Origin of the sequence: Virgibacillus salarius, from assembly GCF_039521925.1 — a bacterium.
Taxonomy (GTDB): domain Bacteria; phylum Bacillota; class Bacilli; order Bacillales; family Amphibacillaceae; genus Virgibacillus; species Virgibacillus salarius.
Map to the genome: position 1 here is coordinate 1 of NZ_BAAACY010000028.1, position 21903 is coordinate 21903.

Here is a 21903-nt window from a genome sequence, read left to right on the forward strand (position 1 = left end):
AAAAAAAGTGATACGCCCTAAATTGGCGTACCACTTTTTTCAGTTACTGGGTTTTGTCCCAGCCCCTTTTTATCCCGCCTATAACTGGCAGTAATATCCCCATTTTATGCAATAAAGTGAAACCTATATGGTTACAGGGAATCAACTGCCAGTAAATGTCCGATTGGTTCGGGCCTACATGGAAGTAGGTCACAAAGGCGTTACCACAGGACGTGGCGAATGAAGCCTTTGTACGTATTTGTTTCAGTAAAAGCCGGATGGAAATTTCACTTTATTTAATCGTCATCGTCTTCTGTATCAATGTCCATTTCTATAATATCACCGTTCTTTGCATCAAGTTCAAAGTCTGCTTCTTTCTTACCATTTCTTAATTCAACTTCATATACTAGCTGATTGTCATCCTCATCTAGCTCAATGCTTATTACGTTACCATCAAAGTTTTGTTTAGCAATTTCTTTCGCTTTGTCAACACCAATGATAGCTTCCTTATCTAATTGAACGGATGAATCATCCTGCAAATCATCGTCTTTTCTTTCTGTGGAGCTTTCGTGTAGTACTTCTCCTGTGTTAGCGTCTAGCTTAATATCATGCTCAATATTCTTTTCTTTTACTTCTACTTCATACACCGCTTTATCCAAATCCTTTTCCAATTCTAATTCAGTAATCGTTCCAGAATACTGCTCCTCAACCATTTGACGAACCTGATCACTATTTATTTTTGGATTTGCTTCATCAGCTTGTGAGTGATAAATGCCTGTTCCAAAAATCGTAGCTCCTATAAGTGTTCCTATTACAATACTAAATGTTTTTTTCATTTTATTATTCCTCCTCATTTCTTGTTAGTTATATCATAACCATTAAGAATAAGAAGACCGTGTGAATAACATTAGAATTTAATGAGAAAAAATAAATCTATTTTAACGTAGCACATAATTACATGTAATCATTAATCTGTTAAGAAAAACAAAAGATGGTGAGAAAGTCTTTTCTGATTCAGGATGCTCTCCATTCCCCTTTTCATGCAAAAATAATAAAGCATGGGTGTATGAAAAGTAATGGCGTTTTAAAGAATAACTGCCGAGGCAACGCCTCGACAGTTTCTGAATAGCTCAAAGTGAAACTTCAATCAGTGGGGTCTTACTGTCAGTTATATGCGGAATCCACTTAATCATCATTATCTCTTTCTATATCTTTATAAATAACTTCACCTGTAAATGCATCAATGGTAATATCAGCCTCGTCTTCTCCTTTAACTAATTGCACCTCATAAACCATCCGACCATCATCTTTATCAAGTTCTAATTCTTCAATGGTTCCTTCAAATTGCTCTAAAGCAAGTGCTCGCGCTTTAGCTTTAGTAATAATAACTTCTTTTTCTGACTGCTGATTTTCCTTATCATTATTGGAATCCGCTTTTTGTTCCTTTTCTTTCTTCTCTTTAGACTCATGGGTAGAATCATCGTCAACAGAGATACTCAGCTCTTTTAAATTTAATACTTTTCCAGTATTTTCATCTATTTGAATATCGTAGGCTTTACCTTTATGATCAATAATTGCGTGAAAATAACCATGTGTTTCATCTTTTTCTACTTCACCATGAATACTTCCCGGATATTGTGATGTTATTATGTTTTCTGCTTCTAATTTAGAAATTTCTGCACCAGATGATCTAATGCTAAAATAAAATATACCCAAGCTTAGCAGGCTAATCGCTACAATACTAGCTATAATGGTACTTACTTTCTTATTCAAGTTCACCCCTCCTTACTTCCCAAAGTTACTAAACATATCTGAGAAGCTACGGTGATTCACATTAAAATTTACTAAGAATAGAGTGTTCGTTCTGTCACTTTTATGCGGAATAAACAATTGGAAGACTAACAGTAAAGGTTGAACCTTCTTTCATTTCACTTATAACTGCTATTTTCCCTTGATGTTCTTTTACTATTGCCTTTGCTATTGCAAGACCTAAGCCTGTTCCACCTGTATCCCTACTACGAGCTTTGTCTACACGATAAAACCTTTCAAAGATCCGATCCAGCTCCTGTGCAGGAATTCCAGCCCCATAATCCCTTACCGAAAAAACAGCCTGATTATTATTCGCTTCTAACCTAACTTCTATCTTTTCATTACTATATTTAAGCGCATTATCTATTAAAATGTAGATTACCTGCTCTAACTGATCACGGCTACCATTTACCAATAATTTTCGCTGTACTTGATCAAATTGTATCTCTCTGGAATAAGCGCCGCGAAACGTAGTGACTGTTTCTTCTACTAAGTCAGCTATATCTACTTTTTTCATGACAGCTGACTCCTTATTTTTTGCCAGGCTTAGCATTTGCTCCACGAGTTTGCTCATACGATCTGCTTCAGAATCAATAGCCTCGATAGATTCCTTAACTAGTGATGGATTGCCCGTTCCTCTCCGCTCCAACAATTGAGCATAACTTTTTACTATTGATATAGGAGTTTTCAATTCATGAGATGCATCAGATACAAATATTTCCTGCTTTTCAAAATTATCCTTTAAGTGATCAATCATCTCATTAAATGTCTTCTCCATCTCATAAATTTCATCCCGAGATCGTTTGTCTACATCAATTTTTTTCCAACTCGCTTCTTTCATATTTTCTCGCATGGTATGAATAAAAGCTTTTATTGGATTTAATAAAAACCGACTAAGTACATTTCCAGCGATAATAATTGGAATAAGCATGATTCCAGATGCAGCTAGCAGTACGTAAAACAAGGTAGTCATTGTATTATCTAAGGTTACAAGGTGCTTGGATACTTGTAAGGTAACTACCTCACCTGCATGTTTTCCTGTTTCCCAAATAATCGGTTTAGATACAACTGCAACATCGGGTTCATGCGCCTGCTTTTGTATCATTTGTGTTTCTGTATTCGTAAATTTAGGTGCCAACTTATAATTACTCGATTGAGAAGAACTTTTCATTGCTGTCTCTGACCGATCAACGATTTGGATCATACCTTGCTGCGGCGAAAATGAACGTAGCAGCTCTTTAGATGTAACATCAGGATGTTCTTTAATCGTTTTTACCAACGTATCTGTTTGTTCTGCCAACTGCTCCAATTGACTATCGGTAGAAATTTTATAAAACAAAACATAAATGGACGTATTAATTAATACAATTAATACGAGCATGAACAAGCTTGAAAACAATTGAATCTTTGTTCGCAACCTCATGAGACATGATCCTTTATCGTGTAACCAACACCTCGCACAGTTTGTATGTATGCTTGATCATAACCTTTATCCACTTTCTGGCGTAAATAACGAATATATACATCAACAACATTGGTATCTCCAAAATAATCAAATCCCCAAACCTGCTCAATTAATTGCTCTCTTGATAAAACAATGTTTTTATTTTTCAACAGACAAACAAGCAAGTCAAATTCCCTAGGTGTTAATTCAATTTGTTCATCCTCACGTTTCACTTCTCTGCTTTGTGGATTGATATGCAAATTCCCAACAGATAGCGTATCACCATTACTATCATATTTCTTAACCGGAGTCCTTAAATGCACGCGAATCCGTGCAAGTAATTCCTCAATTTGAAATGGTTTCGTGATATAATCATTCGCACCTAAATCTAAGCCACTGACCTTATCATGCACCTGATCTCTTGCAGTTAACAAGATAATCGGTGTCCTCTCATCTGATCTTCTTACTCTTCTTAAAACCTCTAAACCGCTAAGCTCTGGAAGCATAATATCCAGAAGTACAAGATCCCAATCCTTAGCTTCTATTAATTGTAGTGCATCCTTTCCATTAGCTGCCACTTCTGTCACATACTGCTCATATTCTAATTCAAGTTGTAAAACTCGACTTAATTTCTGTTCATCCTCAACAATTAGTATATTTGGTTGACTCATGCTATCACCTGCTTTTTTATACTTATCTTGCTATCAAATCCAGCCTTTATTTGTAATTTTAAAAACATGTATCGTTATCCGTCTAGACGAATGATACATACCCTACCATTCTATCCTAGCATATATACACGTATTACGGAGCTCATCACTATCTATAGCTCGAGAATCCTGTCTGTGAATACCTTCCAAGGTGTAGCCTAGACGCTCGCATATTGCTCTACTTCGCTCATTTCGTTCATCACATTTGATCTCCACCCGGTTTGCTCCTAATGTTTGAAATGCAAATTCAGTCAGGCCCGCTACTGCTTCCGTCATATACCCTTTTCCTTGGCATCTAGAATCAATCCAATAACCAATTTCAAATTTCGAAACGTCCCAATCGATACGATGTAGACCTGTGCTACCAATAAAAGCTCCACTTACTCGGTCGAAAATAAGAAAACGTAAATCCTCCCGCTTTAAAAAATCCACATGCGATTCTCTTATATTTATTTCTGTTTCTTCAAGTGTCTGTTCACTTTTTGCAAAAGGAAGCCACTTTTTTAATTCTTTTCTACTTGCTTGAATTGCTTCATAGACAGCTGTACCATCTCCTGGTAGTGGTAAGCGAATAAATAGCCTTCTCGTGTGAAATTCTTGTGGGAATTCTTTTAATATTGGTTGCTGCATTGCTCCTTTTCCCCTTCATCTTTAATTTTTATCCATTATACTGAGTAACAAAGGAAATGAAAAGAAGTTTTAAAGGGAGGTCATCAAATGCTAGCATTAGATCATATTGTAATAGCCAGTAAGGATCCAGCTCATGCAGCGCATCAATTAGCTTTACAGCATGGTATAAAAATCGTGGAAGGAGGAAGACATGAGTTTTGGGGAACTTATAATTATTTAGCCTATTTTGCAAATGATTGTTATGTAGAATGGCTTGGGATTTTTGACAAGCCCGTTGCAGAGCAATCGTCTAATCCACTAATTAAGCAACTCGTTACAACTCTTCAACAAAATGAAGAACTACCTGTTCAAATTGCATTAAGAACAGATCATTTAGGTAAATTTATCGACCAATTTCAAGCCTCTTCGATGAAATACACTGGACCTGTCGCAGGACATCGAAGAAAACCTGATGGAACTAATTTGTCATGGAAAATGCTATTTCCACAAGGGCAAAGCAATCTCCCCTTCTTAATAGAGTGGGATAACCAGATAAATAAACCGGATAACGCTCAATTCCTTAATAAACAGCAAATTAAAAGTGTAGCTTACCCCTTTCCAAGCAACAATTTTAACAATATTTACCAAGAACAGATTAAAAATGATGGAATTATATTAGCGAACACATATTTACACCTCAGAAAAGAAAAGGAGATTGATTTTCAGATTAAGTAAAACGTCTTGAGGGAGCAGAACTATTTTTCTCCCTCTATTTTTATAGAAAAAATACTAGTAAACAAACAGCGCATGTACAGTTAACCTTACAACGTCTATGTTCATCCCAAACACGCCTCTTATTTCTGAATATATTTTATTGCTCGAATAGTTTAAATTGGTAATTTCGGCATATTGTTCACAATATCATCCAATGCTAATCTATTAGCAAGGACTTATCCTATCAAATCAAGCTACATGACACTTATTTTCTTAAAGATGACCAAATAATTGAGATATCCACCATGCCAACGGGTTTGTTCTCATTACTTATAGCTCTATTTTGTAGATTTTAAAAAATTAAAATCACAAGGAGGAAGAAAATGAGTAACAGAAAAAAAGTTTGGTTTGAAGAGGCTGGTCGCAGACTCGATCCGAGTTTAGTAGAACAATTACGGATAAAACGCAGAGAAGATCCTTACGAAACAACAAATGAAAAATTACCAGTAATCGTATACTATTCTAGAGACACCGATGATAATAAGAAAAAAGATTTATTTCATAGTTGTCAACTAGACAACCATAGTAAATTAGACAAAGAAATTGGCAGAAGATCAATCTGTGGAGACTTAACCCCACAAATGATTAAACAGATTAAAGATCACGATGCCGTTGAACGCATTTTTTATAATCGTACCGTAACCGCCTTATTAGATGTTGCCAGTAAACAGATTGGCTCTATCGACATCCAAGAACAGAGCGGACTAACTGGAAAAGGAGTTAGCATTGCAGTAATTGATACTGGCGTACATCCACATGCTGATTTAACACAACCCACCAATCGTGTGATCGCCTTCAAAGATTTTATAAATAATCAGAACGAACCATACGATGATAATGGACATGGCACCCATTGTGCTGGAGACGCTGCTGGGAATGGACATCAATCAGAAGGGTTATATACCAGCCCCGCTCCCGAGGCTTCGATCATTGGTGTAAAAGTACTTGACGAGAATGGTAGTGGTAGATTATCCACGATCATTGAGGGAATAGATTGGTGTGTAACTAATAAACATAACTACAACATTCGCATTATTTCGCTTTCATTAGGAGCACAGGCATATGAATCTTATCGAGATGATCCATTGGCCGTAGCAGTACAAGAAGCTTGGCATCAGGGGATTGTCGTTTGTGCAGCAGCTGGTAATAGTGGCCCTGAACAAACCACAATCACTACGCCTGCTATCAATCCCTTTATTATTACCGTAGGATCAACAATGGATCAAAATACAGAAGAACGTTCTGATGATCATATTGCTACTTATTCTAGCAGAGGACCAACCATTGACTCACTAATTAAACCAGATATCTATGCACCAGGTACGGATATAATCTCCTTATTAGCACCCAACTCTAAAATAGAACAACAAGTACCTGAGCAAGTTGTAAATGATTATTATTTACAACTATCTGGAACATCTATGGCTACTCCTATCTGTGCTGGTGTAATTGCACAAATGTTAGAAGCAAATCCGAATCTAAGCCCAAATGATATTAAAAGTATCTTGCAAACAACCTCCAAACCGGTGCTCAACGACCTTTGGGGATATATAGAGGCAACAAGTGCCGTTAATATGGCTACTGACTATATGCTTTTTCAAAAAACCGCAAAATAAGAATTGCCTTCTAACGTACCACAAATACATGAAAATATATAGTGAAGCTTCAATCTGTGGATCTTACTGCAAGCTATATACGGGATAAATTTCAAACGAGGCTGGAACAAAACACAACTTCTTTACTCAAAATACGGATAATCATGTTATCAATAGGAGGGTCATCGCCGCACCGTGAAAATATACGCGCTTTCCACGGGCAACGGCCTCAGCTAACTTGGCAAAGAAAAACACGTTACCACGTGGATCTTCGGACTCGTGCTGTTCCCGCCGGAGTCTCGCTTATTTCAGGTGCTAAAGAATGATTCTGATCAAAAAACGAACGATAATTAATTTCAACTAATCATCATTCATTTTTAATTGTTTCTCATTCTTTTGTCTCAGCCTCGTTTTTGTATGAGTAAAAGAAATCCTATCATTTGCTTGAATTTTTACTACATCTCCATTTTGTATTTGATAAATACCACAGCCTTCCGTTGCTTCTAATTTGCCATTAAGCAGGTAAATGCCTGCTCGTTCGTCTATTCCGTAATTATCGGAATCTATATGAGCTTGAACAGCTTGCTTTAAATGTTCCTCATCCTGCCACTGTGAGAAGTGAACGGCGATTACAAGCTTTGAAAGTAATCCTAGACCAGCTCTTTGTTGATAAATACCTTTCACATTATCTTTTGGCGAAATAATACAAAATTTAGGACTAATTAATGCCCAAGCTGAAAATCCCGCTACAGGGGCACCAAGCTCATACCGATGTTTAATTACATCGGAAATGGGTGAATCAACAATGTAATCAGCATAAAGGTTTGTATTTCCTCCGCCAATTAGAATTCCAGAGCTTTCTTTTACAGTATTTATGACAGTCTCTACTGGAGTACTCGGAAGCGGTAAATAATTAAAATTTCTAGCTCCTGCTTTCTCTAATAAATTTGTATATGTTGGCATATAAGCTCTCCAACCTTTTCGCTCGATAAAGAGGACGGATATAGAACCGGCAAATACATTACTTTGTTTCATAAAAAGACTAGCCATTTTACTAGTGAATGGTGGACCGCTACCAAAAAGAAATAGATGATTATCCATAGAGCACCTCTTTCCTTCAATTATTCATTTATACCTATAATAGGTCATGAAGACGTCAGTTGCATAGGTACCATCTCTAGTTAAGTTGTTACTGTTCGGTAACAAGCGATCAAAAAACTGCCGAGAAAAGCTTCTCGACAGTTTTTTATAGTCTAGGAAATTTAGGAATTATAAAATTTACCCATGTGGATAAATACGGGAATGTTGATGCTACGTCAAGCTCCAACGCCCAGAAACGAGGCGACTTCACGAATGGCCCTAATCTAAGTCAGCATTGGCTCGCAAGCACATCATGATTCCTTTATCTCCGTTAACTTGCTCCAGTCACTAGTTTCTAATCGGGCGCTTACGCTTTTGTTCTTATCCTAGTTGTTGATGAAGGAATTCCGTAACTGATTCCGGAGTCTTTGTATAGGCACTATGCTGGTGTGCCTTTTTCTCCCCATTTTGGAAAATTAAAATACTTGGAATTCCCATAACATCATATTTTTCTGCGATGCCTTTAACCTCATCACTATTAATTTCGTACCATTTATAGTTATTGAATTCCTCCAAAATATCACCGATAAACATATCCATTCGCTTACAGTCTGGGCACCAGTCTGCAAAAAACTTAATAATTACCGGCTCTTCATGTTGGATAATTTCATTAAATGCTTCTTCTGATTTAATTGGTTCCATGTCTATCCCTCTCTTTCCTACTACGTCCATTGTAACGATTTTTACGAACTTTGTCTTATTGTTTGCTCTATTTTAATATTCTACTCTTCCTAATATATAAGCAACGAAAAGTCCTCCAGCAAACGAAACAATACTAGTAAGCACTAACGCCGGAGTTTCAGGCCATCCAGGAAACACCACAAATACAGATCCAATAACCATACCAATTATTACGGCAAATGTTGCTGTCTTATGATGTGTTAGGAAATAGTTGATAATCTTACTCATAATAACAATTCCAATCACAATCCCAATTCCTGTGACTACTATAATATCTAACTGAAAGTTACTAATTGCACCGATGACAGTTGGATAAACTCCAAGTATCAGTAACATAAATGAACCACTTATTCCTGGTAAGATCATGGCACTACTTGCAATAAAACCAGATATAAATAACAATATATACGTGGTCGTATTTAATTGGGTTATAATGGCACCCTCATCTGCATTTAAGAAAAACATCGATCCAACAATGATAATCCCTATAACCAGCAACAGAATATGCCTACCTTTAAATGTCGACCTTGCTTCTGCTTTACGAAATAAATACGGCAGCACACCAATAATTAAGCCTAAAAAAAAGAATTGTGTCGGACCAGGATAATGCTCGAAAAGCCACTCTATGACATGACTTAAGAGTAGTATAGCTGTTGCGACACCAATACCTAATGGTACTAAAAAGCCTAATTGTTTTTTCCAATCTTTGCTTAGGAATCCATTAATAGCAGCTATTAATCTATCATATATTCCTAATAATACAGCAATAGTTCCACCGCTCACACCAGGGATAACATCACTTGCTCCCATCAGTATTCCACGATAAATATTTTTCCATTCCATATTATAATCTCCTTAACTAGCAAAAAGTACGTAAGGCTAAATTTGGACATCATTAGCCAACGATAAAAATATCATATCAAATATTAACTACATTTTATAGAATAAGTTCTATTATTTATGAAAATGAATCAGATTTTATCTTTCAACTAATTCTAAAGTCGCTCAATAATCGTAGCATTCGCCATACCCATACCCTCACAAATAGCTACTAATCCGTACTGCCCTTGAATACGCTCTAATTCATGAAGGAGGGAAACGAGTAGCTTTGTACCAGTTGCACCTAATGGATGCCCTAAAGCGATAGCCCCTCCATTTACATTTAATTTACGTTGATCTGCATTTAAATCATGTAACCATGCGATAGGTATAGACGCAAATGCTTCGTTTACTTCATATCGATCTATGTCATCAATGGAGAGGCTTGCTTTATTTAATGCCTGCTTTGTAGCAGCAATTGGTCCAGTCAGCATCAGTGTTGGATCAGAACCAATCACAGTGCGCGCAATTATTTTTGCTCTAGGTTCCAAACCGAGCATAGCTGCTTTCTCCTTCGACATGAGTAATACCGCACTTGCTCCATCACTCATTTGACTCGAGTTCCCTGCCGTAATTCTTCCTTCCTCCATAAAAACTGCTTTTAACTTAGCCAATGCTTCTAATGTAGTATCCCTACGAGGACCTTCATCTGTATCAAACACACTATCCTTTTCTTCACTATGTATAGGTACAATTTCCTTTTGAAACCGCCCCTGATCCACTGCATGGATTGCATGTTTATGACTCCTTAAAGCGTATGCATCCAGCATATTTCTCGATATATGCCAACGCTGTGCAATCTTTTCTGCGGAAACTCCTTGATTAACAATTTCATAATTAGCCGTTAGCTTGTTACTTGGCTTTGTTTCTCCAACATTAGAAAACATTGGTGCCCTTGTCATACTTTCCACGCCACCTGCAATAACTACTTCCATGTCTCCGGAAGCGATAGCTTGCGCTGCGAAATGAACTGCCTGCTGGCTTGAACCACATTGACGGTCAATCGTCACTCCAGGTACATGTACTGGAAATCCAGCAATCAAAGCTGCAGTTCTAGCAATATTACCTGCTTGTTCATTACATTGAGTGACACATCCTAAAATTACATCTTCAATTATATCCTTTTTTACTCCTGCTCGCTTTACTAGTTCCTCAAGAATAATGGCAGCAAGCTCATCGGAACGATCATTCTTTAACGCTCCCTTTCTTCTTCCAACTGCTGTCCTACATCCCTCTACGATTACAACTTCACGCATATCCCTTCCCCCTTCTGGAATGTATATTTCTATTATAACCCTTCAAACTTGTATTCTGAAAGTTTGAAAAAGAATTGAATTTTCGATGGGATATTAAGTTAAACGGATTCTCTTCTAACAAGGTGGGAACTTCTTGGTATTAATTAAAAATGAATGTTTTATTTTATACACACAGGGTAGATAAATGATGTAACCATTTTTAAGAAAGGATTTTTTAAATGAGAAATACACAATATCAACCAACGAAAAACAAGCAACTTTCTGATGCACAAGAAGTCCATTATTCCAAGGATTTCAAACAAGCCGACATCGCTGGTGGATATCGTAAGCCTCGTGTAAAGCAAGCAAAAAATGAAAATCCAGATTTAGTGAAATAGCATAGGTTGCTGATGGATTGACTGTTATCCAGGTTGAACATTCTTAATCATATTCCCCCCTTAAATAGAGGTCTCCAAGATGTACAAGCTATATGCCATACATTTTGGAGATTTTTTTATTTTATTGAAACAAATAATATTATTATTTCGTACTAGTTATTAGCAATTTATTGGAGGTAGTATAGATGACTTTAGCAGCAATGGAATTAATCGATGTGAAAAGGTCAATTGGTAACAAAGAAATTATAAAGGGATTATCCTTTTCTATATATAAAGGAGAGGTCTTCGGTTTCATTGGCCCAAATGGCGCAGGAAAAACAACTACTATTCGTATGATGGTCGGTTTAATGAAACTGACAGATGGTGACATTCATATTTTGGGTAACAGTATTAAAACAAATTATAAAAAAGCGGTGCGTGAAGTTGGAGCGATTGTTGAAAATCCTGAAATGTACCCATTTATGAGTGGATGGCAGAATTTAATGCATTATGCAAGAATGATTCCTGGTGTTACAAAAGATAGAATTAATGAGGTAATTAATCTAGTAGGATTAGAGAAACCCATCCATGACAAGGTTGGAAAGTATTCCTTAGGTATGCGACAACGACTTGGTATTGCTCAGGCGCTGCTTCACAAGCCTTCCGTATTAATTTTGGATGAACCAACAAACGGATTAGATCCCGCTGGCATTCGTGAAATCCGTCAATACATAAGGAAGTTGGCAAAAGAAGAAGATGTTGCAATTATTATCTCTAGTCACTTACTATCTGAAATTGAGCAAATGTGTGATCGGATTGGGGTTATAAAAAATGGTGAATTAATATCCATTCAAGATGTTGGTGAACAAGCATCCGTAGATAATCTTACCAAAATCCAAGTGGAAGTAACGCCACTGGAAAAAGCCAAGAACTTGCTTAAGGAACATTATGATATAGAAACAATTGTAATGGACAACGGCCTTTCCTTCCAAGGCGAGAAAGAAAAAATACCTGCAATCATAAAAACGTTTGTTGAAAATGATTGTTCTATTTATCAAGTTAGCGTAACAAAAGGGACGCTAGAAGATCAATTCTTTGAACTGATTGGAGAGAATACCATTGAGTAGAATGTTAAAACTTATTTATAATGAACAACTAAAAATATATATTCGTAAATCAACATGGGCTATGTACATTATATTAGGCGTCATCATTATTGGTTTGGCAGTTATGACAAATAGCTTTGGCGAATTAGGTGAACAATATCAAGGTGATGATTGGCAGGAAGTACTACAGCAGGAAAATAAAGAATTGCAGAAAGAAGGAGAAGAGGACGAATTTGTAGGTAGCTTAAACGCAAGTATCATCGAGGAGAACAATTATTACTTAGACAATAATATTCAACCAACACCCTACGGTGCTTGGCAGTTCCTAAGGGAAAACATGTTGCTACTTTCCGTAGTAAGCTTATTGACAATTATAATTGCAGCTGGAATTGTTGCAAATGAATTTCGCTGGGGTACCATTAAACTATTATTAATACGACCAATCAGTCGTAGTGGTATATTATTATCTAAATATATTTCTGTCTTATTATTTGCCTTATTTACATCCATTTTTGTTTTTCTATTCTCCTTTATTATTGGCGCAGTATTCTTTGGTGTGGAAGGAATGAATCCATCCATAGTAAGTAACGAAGCTAGCGGTTATACGACTATTTCATTAATACCAACTATTTTCTCAGAATATGGATACAGTATGGTCAACCTTGTAATGATGACAACTTTCGCATTTATGATTTCTACCGTATTCCGTAATAGTGCGTTAGCAATTGGTACTGCCATTTTCCTCATGATGGCTGGGAATTCGATTGTAGGCTTTTTCCAAGATAAGGAATGGGCAAAATATATCTTATTTGCAAATACAGATTTAAGTCAATATGCAGATGGTAGAACACCATGGATTGAAGGCATGACATTAGGATTTTCCATCACAATGTTAATTATTTATTATGTAGTATTCATCCTTTTATCTTGGTTATTTTTCACGAAACGAGATGTAGCAGGACAATAGAAAAGTGTTTTCAGCAATTTTCTATCCATTTTTCTTGGTTAGAACAATTCGTTCTAACCAAGAAAAAACATTATGATATAAATTTTACGAAACACATATTATAATAGATGCATACCATACTATTGAACTATTGACCTTAGCAATCGGGGTGTTTTTCGTGAAACGATACTTAACAGTATTTTTTATTGGATTGAGTGCTATTATATTAGTTGTTGGGCTAAGAACTAACTTCCAATGGAACGGAATTGTTTCTTGGGGATTGTCCTTTATATTCCTTTTATTTGCAGCTTATTTTACGAAGTATATTCCGAATGAGAAAGAGCGTAACAAGCATTAGACAACCCAACAATATCATTTTATTTTTTGAGATACTCCATCGGGCTGAGACATATTTACCAGCCCGTCTTTATTTAAATCAACCCCCGCTCTTCAGTTACGCACCATTGTCAAGGCGTTCAATTTTTAAACACTTTTGCCCTCCAACGCTATTAAAATGAATATTTCTCCTTTAACGATTGAGGTGCCATTTTCACCATCCATTGAAGTAAGAAAATTGCTACCGTCACATCATCCAGTAAGCCAAATCCTAATAAAAAATCTGGAATTAAATCGAATGGTAGAAGAAAATAACCGATGATAAAGCCTGCAAATAATAATTTCTTTGCTGTTGCAATATCCTCAGCAATGAAAAAGTCTTTTATAAACGGGACAGAACGAGGAAATGTAAATAAGAAACGTATTCTTCTTAATACCTTTTTCATGAGTAAAGCACTTCTTTCTATCTAATGTCTTCGATAATTTACCGATTGTACTTAAAAAGCTATTATATATTCTATATTGTCCTCCTAATGCGCCGACGATATACTAGGCTGTATTCCTATGATGTTCATTATGACCTATTCATTTCAGTTGTAAAACTACAGGATGAAACAAAGAGGTTCTAATTGTAAACAAAAACCATTATTGATGAAGCTGATTTTCTGGAATTGTTATATAAATCAACTTGTCATCCTCCTGTGATGGGCTCCCTCTCCCATCAGTATTATTGGTAATTACATATAACCCATGTTGATCTGCAAACACATCACGTATTCTTCCGATATCTGAAATAACCTCCACTTCACTTCCAGTCATTGGGTTAAATTGACGAAGTGCCTCTCCTCTTAATGATGCAAAATAGAAGTTTCCATGTAAATTAGCCATTCCAGAAGGTGCCCACGTCTGTTCGTTCGAGTGTACAATTGGCTGCTCCATCCCATCTTGCGCTTCATCTCCCTGAATAATTGGCCAGCCATAGTTGTTACCAGCTTTTATATGATTAATTTCATCGTGTGCATCGGAGCCATGTTCCGTAGCGTATAATTGCCCCTCCACATCCCAAGCAAGTCCTTGAGGATTACGATGACCATAAGAATACACATACGAATTACCAAAAGGATTATCTTCTGGGACAGTCCCATTTAATTCCATCCGTAATATTTTTCCTGCTAAACTATTTTTACTTTGTGCCAATTCTGGATTCGTCGCATCTCCAGTTGTAATATATAGCCGATTATCTGGTCCTATTTCTAACCTTCCACCTTGGTGATATTCACCACCCGGTATTTCATCGATCATACGCTCTGTCTCTATCCAGTTACTTTCTTTTTCCTCTATTTTAACCACTCTTTGAAAATAAGCTCCACTTTTTTCGTAGGAATAGTAAGCAAATGCTGTTTGTGTTGATGAAAAATCTTCTGGAAATGCCAGCCCTAATAAGCCAGCCTCCGATTGCTGAGATAAATCTGCAGCAAACTCCACTCGCTTGCGCTGTACCTTTCCTTCCTTTACTGTAACAATATGACCTGTTCGTTCACTAATATAAATACGATCATCTACAACCTCGATCTCCCATGGCTCTTGTAGGTTAGTTGCTAGTACTCTACGCTGATCACTTGAGGTAGTTACGTTCTCTTTTTCCTTTTCAGGTTGTTGATTTTTTTGATCTGCAAAATCGCTTTCATCTTCCGTACAGCCCGTTAAAAATACCATTACAACAAGTACTATAAGAAAAAAAATGAAGTTACGGATTGTTAACACCTCAACATATGATTATTTTTGTTTAGTATTCCCATTCGTATATAAGAAAAACGGAGCAAAATTCGCTCAGTCCTTATCACTACATGCTCAGATTTACGCTTCCTCTAGTAGCTATTATGGAATAATAGCTACTGCTTGCTTGACCACCACTCCGGCTGCCCACTTCCCTTTCCGTGGGGTTTGTCCTTCAGCTAACTTTTTTAGCAAAACCCGCTCAAAAAAGTGGATCTTCAGGTCAAACATTTCCCACAGGAGTTGAAGTGGCCGGCCTTCGCTATCATCAGGCTCTACAACGCTAGCATGAAGTAACACAGCTGCTTTTATACTCACGGATAACGATTTTCACTTTACCCATTGTAAAAAAAGTCAACCTATTACTTATGACAGTATTGTTGCACCTTCTCATAGCGGAGACGAATTACGTAGACTCCTGTGGGATTAGCGCGAGCCGAAAATCCACTTTGCAACGTGTTCTTCTTTGCAAAGTTAGTTGAGGCCGCGCCCGCGGAAAGCGAAGTAATTAGTCGGAGCATTGCCAATATACATCAAATTTCAAAATAACTACTTGGCTTAACGCAGTCATTGCACTGATTTTATACTTTCTTAACTTAGCACAAAAGCGCAAGCGCCCGAATAGAAACGTAGCGACTGTCAACGGAGATAAAGGAAGCACGATGAGCTTGCGAGCCGATGATGACTTAGATTAGGGCGATTCGTGAAGTGGCCTCGTTTCTGGGCACTGGAGCTAGATGCAGCTCAACACTCCCCATATTTAACCACATGGGCAAATTTTATAATTTCCTAAACGATAAGCAAAAACACCAAAAGTAATCCATCTACTTTCGGTGCCTTCATCCTTTAGCCTAGCTTATTTTTCTTTGCTGCTTTCTCTCGCTCATTTTTATTTAAGATTTTTTTACGTAATCTTACCGACTCAGGTGTTACTTCACAATATTCATCATCATTTAAATACTCAATAGCTTCTTCTAGAGACATATCACGAGTTTTTCTAATGGTTGCGGTTTGGTCTTTTGTAGCAGAACGCACATTTGTTAAGTGCTTTTCTTTGGTAATATTTACAGTTAAATCATTGTCACGATTATGTTCACCAACAATCATACCAGCATAAACTTCTGTTCCTGGATTAACAAAAATAACGCCACGATCTTCTAATTGCATAATCCCATAAGTAGATGCTTTACCATTCTCAAGAGCAACAAGTACTCCTTCTCTTCTACCACCAACTTGACCTTTAATCACGGGTTCATAATTATCAAAGGTATGGTTTAGAATCCCATAACCACGTGTTTGTGACATAAATTCAGTAGAGTAGCCTAATAACCCACGAGATGGAACTTTAAATTCTAACCGAACTTGTCCATTCCCTTGGTTTACCATATCAAGCATTTCACCTTTTCTTGCACCAAGTGATTCCATAATTGCACCCGTATATTCTTCTGGAACATCAACCTGTACACGTTCTACTGGCTCACACGGAACGCCATCAATTTCTTTAATGATTACCTGTGGTTTAGACAACTGTAATTCATAGCCTTCCCGCCGCATGTTCTCAATTAGAATGGATAAGTGGAGTTCACCACGACCAGAAACAACCCAAGCATCTGGAGAGTCTGTCGGTTCAACTCGTAAACTGACATCTGTCTCTAATTGCTTCATCAAGCGCTCTTCTATCCTACGTGAAGTGATATATTTGCCTTCCCTACCAGCAAATGGACTATTATTAACAAGGAAAGTCATTTGTAGTGTTGGCTCATCAATTCGTAGCCAAGGTAATGCTTCCGGATGATCCTGCGGACATATCGTTTCACCAACATTAATGTCCTCCATACCTGCTACTGCAACTATATCGCCTGCTACTGCTTCTTGAATTTCTATTCGTTTTAAGCCAATAAATCCAAACAGTTTAGTAATGCGGAATGATTTTTGAGTACCATCCTTTTTAAGGACAACCACTTGCTGACCAACACTTATTTTTCCTCTAACTACTCTACCGACTCCAATTCTTCCAACGTAATCATTATAGTCAAGTAACGTAATTTGGAACTGTAGTGGATCTTCACGATTATCTACTGGTGCTGGAATATGCTCAAGAATAGTCGTAAATACTGGATCCATTGTTTCCTCTTGTTCCTCAGGTTCAAGACCCGAAGTACCATTTAATGCAGAAGCATATACAACAGGAAATTCTAATTGCTCATCATCTGCACCTAATTCAATAAATAAATCAAGCACTTCATCAATTACTTCATGTGGGCGTGCATTAGGACGATCAATTTTATTAAGCACAACAATTGGTGTTAGTTTTTGTTCTAATGCTTTCTTCAACACAAATCGTGTTTGTGGCATTGTCCCTTCATAAGCATCAACAACTAATGCAACTCCATCCACCATCTTCATAATACGTTCTACTTCTCCACCAAAATCTGCGTGCCCTGGTGTATCTAGAATGTTGATGGCTGTATCTTTATATTTAATCGCTGTATTCTTTGCCAAAATTGTAATCCCACGTTCTCTTTCAATATCACCGGAATCCATAGCACGTTCATTGACCTGTTCATTTTCACGGAAAGTCCCAGAATATTTTAAAAGCTGATCAACTAATGTTGTTTTACCATGGTCTACATGGGCAATAATAGCGATGTTGCGAATATCTTTTCTTAATTGCATACGTACGCTCCTCTATTCTTTACGAGATGATTCAAACCATTCAATTATAACACAATAACCAGCATAGAGTAAAAGTTTTAAAAATAATCAACCGGTAAAAACAATTTTAAATTTTGCTCCTCCTAATTCAGAACGCGCAACCGTAATTTTCCCTCCTGATTGCTCTATAATAGCACGGGCTATTGCTAGACCCAGTCCAGTTTCGCCACCTTTACCTTTTACAAATCGATGAAAAATATGCGGTATTAATTCTTCTGGTACTCCATCCCCGTCATCTTCAATCATAATTACAACCTTCTTATTTTGTTTTGTAATAGTAAGCCGAACTAACGATTTCGAATGACGAATCCCATTAAATGCCAGATTTACTAAAGCACGTAATAGTTTCTCTCCATCTGCATACAATTCTGGAGAACCATCAATGGTATGTTCTAATTCAATTCCTTTTTCACTTACTAATGGTAATGCTCTATCAACTACCTGCTCCATAATTTGTGATAATTGGAGTTTCTCAGGATTATAAACATCTGGTTCACTGTCTAGTTTAGCAAGCAAAATCATTTCATTAATGATCTTTTTCAACCGGTTTACTTCAGAAACCATAACTTCTAGACCTTTCGCTTCCTCTTTCTCATCAAAAATTTTATCTCTAATGCCTTCTGCATATCCCTGTATTGTCATTAATGGTGTTTTGAGCTCATGACTCGCATTTTGGAAAAAGGTTTGCTGTGAATTAATGTATCGTTGTAATTCGTTTGCCATTTCATACACGCTTTGTTCCACTTCCTTGATTTCTCCTGTTGCATTAATTCGATCCATCGAATCAAATTGTCGCTTTTCGATTTTCTTCAGTTGTCGTTTTAATTGGGAGAGCGGTGTTACTAATTTACGTGTGAAGAAATAACTGATGATCGTTGCAGCAACTCCACCAATCAAAAATACAATTAACAACCGAAATATAAAATTCTGTTGAACTACCTCAATATCACTTAATGGTGTTAGCAAGATTAATTCTAATCCAGTACTTTCCGGTACAAGCAGAATACGAGAAGTTACATACTTGTCATTTTTATATTCCCATAATGATTTACTTGTATCTGCAAAATCATTGGATTTAAAGAATTCAGTTGCTACACTATTGGATAGCGTAGAATAAAAAACTGCATTCTGATTGCGGTCATAAAGAAAAAGTTGTAAATCCTGATCCTGAAGGAAGCTATTTAAGTTTTGAATATCGGGTCTTCCATATTGCTCATTTAATACTTCAATAAGAAGGTCACCTTTTTGTTTTAATTGTCGTTGCTCGTCTTGGATAAGCATATCTAAAATTAATGAATAAATGAAATAGCCTGTAACTGTCATTACTACGAGTAATAAGGCAGTAAAGGCAGCATTCAATTGGGATTGTAGCTTCATTCTGCTTCTCCCTCATAGCGAAGTCGATAACCGTATCCCCAAACAGTCTCCAATGGCAAATCAGGTAGTTTTTTTCGAATTCGTTTAACAAGGTCATCGACCGCACGATCACTACCAAAATAATTATTTCCCCAAATTTTAATTAACAGTTCTTCTCGTGAAAATGCCCTATTTACATTCTCCGCTAGGATTAGCAACATATCAAATTCTTTTGTCGTAACTTCAAATTCATCCGTATTAAAAAATATTCGTCGTTCATTTTTATCAATCACCAAATGATCTACAGTTATTTTCTCCTGCGTCATATCTTTTTGTTCTTGTACGATGACAGATCGTTTAAATAATCGCTTAACTCTAGCTACAAGCTCCCTTGGACTGAATGGCTTTGTTAAATAATCATCACCACCAAGTTCTAATCCAAGAATTTTATCAATTTCCTCATCTTTCGCAGAGATAATAATAATTGGTACTTCACTTTCATTACGTATCTTTTTACAAAACTCGTAACCATCCATACCAGGAAGCATAATATCTAGGATCCACATATCTGGTGGTTTATTCATCCAAATCTCCCAAGCATCTTCTGCTGTTTCCGATAAGGTTACGTTAAATCCTTCTTTCTTAAGATAAGCAGAAACGATATTTTGAATATTTGGGTCATCTTCAACGATGCCAATATGATAGTTCATGTTTTGCCACCTTTTCCCGAAATTAATTACTTCTATTTTCACATAAATCCTGCATGATGAACACTTAAATGTTTTTACACATTTTTTACACATTTATACCAAATGAATCCCAAACTGCTTGGCTACAATAAATGTATCAATGGTAACTTCATTCATACGCAGCATGGCTGCGTGAGGAAGTGACCGTTTACTTATATTCAGGCTAAGGGACAGTATTTATAAGCGTCTCCCCTACTCCCCTCGACGTTTGTAGATGCTTGTCTCGATAGCCTGTGTTTAAAATTTGTCATAAAGGGTGAGCTAAAATGGATTATAAAGACGAAAATCAGAACAAAGATTTTAGTGGTTACTCTAATGAGCAGGAATCTATTGACGAACAGCCATTATCAGATAATCAACATATACGGGATGAATCCCAAAATAATGCAGATACCGGTACTACCGAAACATATATAGCCTCCAAGGAACGCAATAAACCTCCTAAAAATAAATCTGCGCTACACTTTATCCTTGGAGGACTGTCAGGTGGTATCGTATCTGTAGTGCTCATAGTAGCATTAGTATTAACCAATGTAATCCCATTAAATCAACAAGGTAATAATGGCAACACTGCTTCCGATAATGGGAACAAAACAGCTGACGTTATAAAAACACTTGCCTCCGATGATGCAAATGTTGCTACTAATATTGAAGAGACATCACAAGCTGTGGTAGGAGTAATCAATATGCAACAGCAAAGCGTTTGGACAGAAAGCCAAGAAGCCGGAACTGGATCAGGAATTATTTATAAAAAGGAAAACGGCAAGGCATATATTATCACTAATCAACATGTGGTTGCAGGAGCTAAGGAAGTAGAGATAGCACTTAATTATGAAGAAGAACGCCTTAATGCTACCGTATTAGGTACGGATGAACTAACTGATTTAGCTGTCCTGGAGGTAGATGGAGATAAAATTACGACTGTTGCAAATATGGGATCATCAAAAGATTTAAAGGTTGGAGAAACTGTAGTGGCTATTGGTAACCCTCTTGGTATGGAGTTTGCCAATACAGTTACAAAAGGTGTCGTAAGTGGATTAAATCGTTCGATCGATATTGACACTAATGGTGATCGACAACCAGATTGGGTAACCGAGGTTATTCAAACAGACGCGGCAATTAATCCAGGAAATAGTGGCGGAGCATTAGTAAATGAAAATGGTGCGGTCATCGGAATAAATTCCATGAAAATTGCCCGTCAAGAAGTGGAAGGTATCGGTTTTGCGATTCCAGTAGATACAGCACTACCAATTTTGGAGCAATTAGAGAAAGATGGCGAAATTAAACGACCTTTAATAGGAATAAGTACAGCTGCTCTTAGTCAGGTACCACCGCAATATCGCAGTGAAATTGCATTACCTGAGGATGTAAAAGGTGGAATGGTAGTAGCAGATGTGCAAAATGGCTCCGCAGCAGACAAAGCTGGGCTACAACAATTTGACGTCATTACAAAAATTAATGGAAACGAAATTACTTCGATACTAGAGTTACGTCAATTTTTGTATTCAGATGCAACAGTTGGAGAAAAAGTTGAAATAGAGTATTATCGCGGCGGAAAAAAACAAACCGTAGAATTAACCTTACAAGCGCAAGAAAATAATACAGAAAACGCAACAAACCAATAAGTATTCAAACAAACGCTTGATGAACATACCTAGACTGTCGAGAAACGCTCTTCTCGGCAGTT

At 36.9% G+C, this 21903-nt stretch carries 22 protein-coding genes; 7 read left to right on the top strand and 15 right to left on the bottom strand.

The genetic code is table 11. The features are described 5' to 3' along the window. Positions 1-275: 275 nt before the first annotated feature. The 5 genes from ABDZ84_RS04685 to ABDZ84_RS04705 form a co-directional block, all read right to left on the bottom strand. Positions 276-815 carry a PepSY domain-containing protein gene (locus ABDZ84_RS04685; RefSeq protein WP_026680337.1) on the bottom strand — a complete coding sequence of 180 codons (540 nt, stop codon included), beginning with the start codon at positions 813-815 and terminating at the stop codon, positions 276-278. Between the two features lie 349 nt (positions 816-1164). Then, a complete protein-coding gene (locus tag ABDZ84_RS04690; RefSeq protein WP_343780355.1) occupies positions 1165-1752 on the bottom strand; it encodes a PepSY domain-containing protein in 588 nt (195 codons plus the stop codon). 100 nt (positions 1753-1852) lie between these two features. Continuing rightward, entirely contained in the window at positions 1853-3211 is a 1359-nt protein-coding gene (locus tag ABDZ84_RS04695) for a sensor histidine kinase (RefSeq protein WP_026680335.1), read from the bottom strand. Next, positions 3208-3903: a response regulator transcription factor gene (locus tag ABDZ84_RS04700; RefSeq protein ID WP_026680334.1), complete on the bottom strand. Its 696-nt coding sequence runs from the start codon at positions 3901-3903 to the stop codon at positions 3208-3210. The genes ABDZ84_RS04695 and ABDZ84_RS04700 overlap by 4 nt, the downstream gene beginning before the upstream one ends. A gap of 102 nt (positions 3904-4005) precedes the next feature. Then, on the bottom strand, positions 4006-4572 hold the full coding sequence (locus ABDZ84_RS04705; RefSeq protein ID WP_026680333.1) for a GNAT family N-acetyltransferase: 567 nt from the start codon (positions 4570-4572) through the stop codon (positions 4006-4008). A gap of 87 nt (positions 4573-4659) precedes the next feature. On the opposite strand from ABDZ84_RS04705, the gene ABDZ84_RS04710 reads away from it, so the two are divergent. Further along, complete coding sequence (locus tag ABDZ84_RS04710) at positions 4660-5286, top strand: VOC family protein (protein WP_051388270.1); 627 nt, start codon at positions 4660-4662, stop codon at positions 5284-5286. Positions 5287-5648: 362 nt separating this feature from the next. Beyond that, complete coding sequence (locus tag ABDZ84_RS04715; protein WP_026680332.1) at positions 5649-6941, top strand: S8 family peptidase; 1293 nt, start codon at positions 5649-5651, stop codon at positions 6939-6941. A gap of 339 nt (positions 6942-7280) precedes the next feature. Here the strand turns inward: ABDZ84_RS04715 and ABDZ84_RS04720 are convergent, their stop codons facing one another. The 4 genes from ABDZ84_RS04720 to ABDZ84_RS04735 form a co-directional block, all read right to left on the bottom strand. Then, a complete protein-coding gene (locus ABDZ84_RS04720; protein WP_080668633.1) occupies positions 7281-8021 on the bottom strand; it encodes a Type 1 glutamine amidotransferase-like domain-containing protein in 741 nt (246 codons plus the stop codon). A 360-nt stretch (positions 8022-8381) separates the two neighbouring features. Then, positions 8382-8702 (bottom strand): thioredoxin family protein, encoded by a 321-nt coding sequence (locus ABDZ84_RS04725; RefSeq protein WP_026680331.1) that lies wholly within the window; start codon positions 8700-8702, stop codon positions 8382-8384. Between the two features lie 72 nt (positions 8703-8774). Next, on the bottom strand, positions 8775-9584 hold the full coding sequence (locus ABDZ84_RS04730) for a DUF368 domain-containing protein (protein WP_026680330.1): 810 nt from the start codon (positions 9582-9584) through the stop codon (positions 8775-8777). A 152-nt stretch (positions 9585-9736) separates the two neighbouring features. Next, positions 9737-10876, bottom strand: a complete 1140-nt coding sequence (locus tag ABDZ84_RS04735; protein WP_026680329.1) for a thiolase family protein — start codon at positions 10874-10876, stop codon at positions 9737-9739. Between the two features lie 218 nt (positions 10877-11094). Between ABDZ84_RS04735 and ABDZ84_RS04740 the strand changes: the two genes are divergently transcribed. From ABDZ84_RS04740 to ABDZ84_RS04755, 4 genes are all read left to right on the top strand, one after another. Further along, positions 11095-11253 carry a YfhE family protein gene (locus tag ABDZ84_RS04740; RefSeq protein ID WP_080668632.1) on the top strand — a complete coding sequence of 53 codons (159 nt, stop codon included), beginning with the start codon at positions 11095-11097 and terminating at the stop codon, positions 11251-11253. Between the two features lie 185 nt (positions 11254-11438). Then, positions 11439-12359: an ABC transporter ATP-binding protein gene (locus tag ABDZ84_RS04745; protein ID WP_026680328.1), complete on the top strand. Its 921-nt coding sequence runs from the start codon at positions 11439-11441 to the stop codon at positions 12357-12359. A gap of 1 nt (position 12360) precedes the next feature. Beyond that, on the top strand, positions 12361-13305 hold the full coding sequence (locus tag ABDZ84_RS04750; protein ID WP_308036061.1) for an ABC transporter permease: 945 nt from the start codon (positions 12361-12363) through the stop codon (positions 13303-13305). Positions 13306-13462: 157 nt separating this feature from the next. After that, positions 13463-13642 carry a hypothetical protein gene (locus tag ABDZ84_RS04755; protein ID WP_026680326.1) on the top strand — a complete coding sequence of 60 codons (180 nt, stop codon included), beginning with the start codon at positions 13463-13465 and terminating at the stop codon, positions 13640-13642. A 151-nt stretch (positions 13643-13793) separates the two neighbouring features. Here the strand turns inward: ABDZ84_RS04755 and ABDZ84_RS04760 are convergent, their stop codons facing one another. From ABDZ84_RS04760 to ABDZ84_RS04785, 6 genes are all read right to left on the bottom strand, one after another. Next, complete coding sequence (locus ABDZ84_RS04760; protein ID WP_026680325.1) at positions 13794-14066, bottom strand: YkvA family protein; 273 nt, start codon at positions 14064-14066, stop codon at positions 13794-13796. A gap of 199 nt (positions 14067-14265) precedes the next feature. After that, complete coding sequence (locus ABDZ84_RS04765; protein ID WP_051388272.1) at positions 14266-15336, bottom strand: PQQ-dependent sugar dehydrogenase; 1071 nt, start codon at positions 15334-15336, stop codon at positions 14266-14268. Positions 15337-15498: 162 nt separating this feature from the next. After that, a complete protein-coding gene (locus tag ABDZ84_RS04770) occupies positions 15499-15714 on the bottom strand; it encodes a hypothetical protein (RefSeq protein ID WP_343780365.1) in 216 nt (71 codons plus the stop codon). A 528-nt stretch (positions 15715-16242) separates the two neighbouring features. Beyond that, positions 16243-18072, bottom strand: a complete 1830-nt coding sequence (gene typA, locus ABDZ84_RS04775) for a translational GTPase TypA (protein WP_026682702.1) — start codon at positions 18070-18072, stop codon at positions 16243-16245. A gap of 87 nt (positions 18073-18159) precedes the next feature. Then, entirely contained in the window at positions 18160-19488 is a 1329-nt protein-coding gene (locus ABDZ84_RS04780; RefSeq protein ID WP_026682703.1) for a sensor histidine kinase, read from the bottom strand. Then, on the bottom strand, positions 19485-20177 hold the full coding sequence (locus tag ABDZ84_RS04785) for a response regulator transcription factor (RefSeq protein ID WP_026682704.1): 693 nt from the start codon (positions 20175-20177) through the stop codon (positions 19485-19487). The genes ABDZ84_RS04780 and ABDZ84_RS04785 overlap by 4 nt, the downstream gene beginning before the upstream one ends. Before the next feature lie 305 nt (positions 20178-20482). On the opposite strand from ABDZ84_RS04785, the gene ABDZ84_RS04790 reads away from it, so the two are divergent. Next, positions 20483-21841 carry a S1C family serine protease gene (locus ABDZ84_RS04790; protein ID WP_166530319.1) on the top strand — a complete coding sequence of 453 codons (1359 nt, stop codon included), beginning with the start codon at positions 20483-20485 and terminating at the stop codon, positions 21839-21841. The last annotated feature ends 62 nt before the right edge of the window (positions 21842-21903 follow it).